Consider the following 2,651-nt stretch of genomic DNA (forward strand, 5'->3'; position numbering starts at 1 on the left):
GTTTTTTTATTCCCTGAAGAACTCAAAACCGGTTATTTAACAACCAGAACCGGTATTTTGCTCAGTGACAGAACTTCTGCTGCCTGACTACCCAGCAAAAGCTTGTTCATGCCACGGCGGCCATGCGATGCAACCACAATCAGTTCAGCCTGATGGGTCTCGGCAGCTTCAACAATACCCACAGCCGGTGATTGATTTTCAATATGCAGACCTTCAACAGTCACACCGGCATCGCGCGCTTTGGCGATCGCCTGCTGCACAATGGCTTTGGCCTGCTCTGCCATAGAGGTGCGGTATTCTTCAAAAATTTCAGGTGAAGTGCTTAAGCCCGGCGCCACAACAATGCCGTAGCTCGGAAACAGATCCGTTACAGTCAGCACTGTAATTTTAGCGGAAAGTTCTTTGGCCAGACCAATTGCCTGTTCCAGCCCTTTATTGGCAAGCTCCGAACCATCAGTCGCCACTAAGATATGTTTATACATGTTCTCGTCTTTCCCTTTTACAGCATCCGCCGGAATGCACCCTGTCTATTATATGTGTGTTTCTGTTCCGGTTTTTCAATCGGCATTGCCACAAACACGCAATATTCAGAATAGACTCCTGTGAGACACATCATAATATAAATCTAGGAATGAACAGGCCAAATTACATTGATCAGGATCAAAATGATTGTGATTTCCCGCATCGGAAAAAGCCTGAAAACTATATGGAATTTGCTGAACTGCGACTCCCGCCCCGCCCTCATGCTATAAAATAATTCTAATATTTCACATTGATAGAATAATATTCTAAGTTACCCCTGCATTCTGGAAGCCTGCTTCTATAATCCTGAACGGTCAGGCTCTATGCTTTGCGAAAAGATCAGGAGATTTGGTATGAGCGATTCTAACAAACCAGGCCGCGGCCGTATTTATTCTTCTATTATTGATACAATCGGCAACACACCGCTTGTCCGTGCGGATAAATTTGCCCGCGAAAACGGCGTGGTCGCCAATCTTCTCGTTAAACTCGAATTCTTTAACCCGCTGGCCAGTGTCAAAGACCGTATTGGTCTGGCTATGATTGAAAGCCTTGAAGCTGAAGGCAAAGCTGTACCGGGCAAAACCGTATTTATCGAGCCGACATCCGGTAATACCGGTATCGCACTGGCTTTTGCCGCCGCTGCCAAAGGCTACAGCCTGATTCTCACCATGCCTGAAACCATGTCGATTGAGCGCCGTAAATTGCTCAAATTGCTGGGTGCGGAACTGGTGCTGACCGAAGGCGCAAAAGGCATGAAAGGTGCGATTGCCAAAGCGGAAGAACTGGCTGCAGGCAATCCGAACGCAATTATTCCGCAGCAGTTTGAAAATGCCGCGAATCCGGAAATTCACCGCAAAACAACAGCGGAAGAAATCTGGAATGACACCAATGGTGAAGCGGATATTCTGGTTTCCGGCATCGGTACCGGCGGCACGATCACCGGTGTTGGGCAGGTGCTGAAAGCCCGCAAACCGTCATTCAAGGTCGTCGCGGTTGAACCAAAGGATTCGCCGGTGCTTTCCGGTGGCAATCCGGGGCCTCATAAAATTCAGGGCATCGGCGCAGGCTTCGCGCCAAAAACACTGGATACCGGCGTTTATGATGAGATCATTCAGGTCGCCAATGAAGATGCATTCGCTTTTGCGCGCCAGATCGCCAAAGTTGAAGGTATTCCGGTCGGTATCTCTTCCGGTGCGGCACTGAAAGCTGCTGTGGAAGTCGGTAAACGTCCGGAAAATAAAGGCAAAAACATTGTCGTTATTATTCCGTCCTTTGCCGAGCGCTATCTCTCAACCGCTCTGTTCGACGGGCTTGATGCCTGATCTGCCTGCTTAACACCATCAGCTATAAAACCGGCGCAATCGTGCCGGTTTTTTTATGTCGCTCTTTGGTTTCCAGTGCAAAAGCGCTCCGGTAAATATAAAACCACAACAAACGAGAGCTTTGTGCCCCATGCCCGATACAGCACATCAGGCACTGGTCTCTCAGGTGTAGTCTCTTTCATCACGCAAAATTCATATCAGAAAAATATCCGGTTCTGTTAAATGGGAAACAAGAATCGAACCGTACGGTTTAATACACTTAACCTATGTTTCAGTTCGTCTATCTCAGGAAAATACAAAAAAGATTTCACGTGAAACGCAAACAATCCAAGCGCAGAGCAACTGATCTATGACAGACAAACTTTCTGAACCATCTTTAATGCTGCCATTTCTGGCGCCTGTTTATGCCCGTTTTCATGATATTGCCTATGCAGTGATGCGTGCGGCCAGCGGCGGTATCATGGCTTTCTTCGGCTGGGAGAAGCTGTTCAACGGCGACATGCCACGCGATATCGAATTGTTCCAGCAACTGGGGCTGGAACCGGCAATCCCTTTGGCCTATTTCACCAGTATTCTGGAATTTATAGGGGGCATAGCCATAGCAATCGGCCTGTTCACCCGCCCCCTCGCTTTCATGCTCTTCATACAGATGATTGTTATTCTGGTGATGGTGATGATCCCGCGCGGCAGCGGTTTCCAGCTTTCTACCGTCTGGTTCGGTGTCTTCATGTATCTGAGCGTAGCCGGCAGCAGACGCCTGTCGCTGGATCGCCTGATCGGCAAACAGTTCTGAAATACAAAAGCCCG

General features: G+C 48.5%; 3 protein-coding genes. 2 read left to right on the forward strand and 1 reads right to left on the reverse strand.

What is annotated here, in order from left to right; all coding sequences use genetic code 11:
* Positions 1-32 precede the first annotated feature (32 nt).
* A complete protein-coding gene (locus tag A918_RS0103765) occupies positions 33-482 on the reverse strand; it encodes a universal stress protein (protein ID WP_022709763.1) in 450 nt (149 codons plus the stop codon).
* A gap of 393 nt (positions 483-875) precedes the next feature.
* Here A918_RS0103765 and cysK point away from each other — a divergent pair, with 393 nt between their 5' ends.
* Together cysK and A918_RS21245 are read left to right on the forward strand one after the other, a co-directional pair.
* The gene (gene cysK / locus A918_RS0103775) at positions 876-1,844 is read left to right on the forward strand and encodes a cysteine synthase A (protein WP_022709764.1); all 969 of its coding nucleotides are present in this window, start codon (positions 876-878) and stop codon (positions 1,842-1,844) included.
* A 349-nt stretch (positions 1,845-2,193) separates the two neighbouring features.
* Positions 2,194-2,637: a DoxX family protein gene (locus A918_RS21245; RefSeq protein ID WP_022709765.1), complete on the forward strand. Its 444-nt coding sequence runs from the start codon at positions 2,194-2,196 to the stop codon at positions 2,635-2,637.
* Positions 2,638-2,651: the final 14 nt, after the last annotated feature.

Origin of the sequence: Pseudochrobactrum sp. AO18b, from assembly GCF_000409565.1 — a bacterium.
Classification (GTDB): Bacteria; Pseudomonadota; Alphaproteobacteria; order Rhizobiales; family Rhizobiaceae; genus Pseudochrobactrum; species Pseudochrobactrum saccharolyticum.

Excerpts from the sequence above, each read along its gene's own strand:
- A918_RS0103765 (WP_022709763.1), bottom strand. The coding sequence starts at position 482 with ATGTATAAACATATCTTAGTGGCGACTGATGGTTCGGAGCTTGCCAAT.
- A918_RS21245 (WP_022709765.1), top strand. The coding sequence starts at position 2,194 with ATGACAGACAAACTTTCTGAACCATCTTTAATGCTGCCATTTCTGGCG.
- cysK (WP_022709764.1), top strand. The coding sequence starts at position 876 with ATGAGCGATTCTAACAAACCAGGCCGCGGCCGTATTTATTCTTCTATT.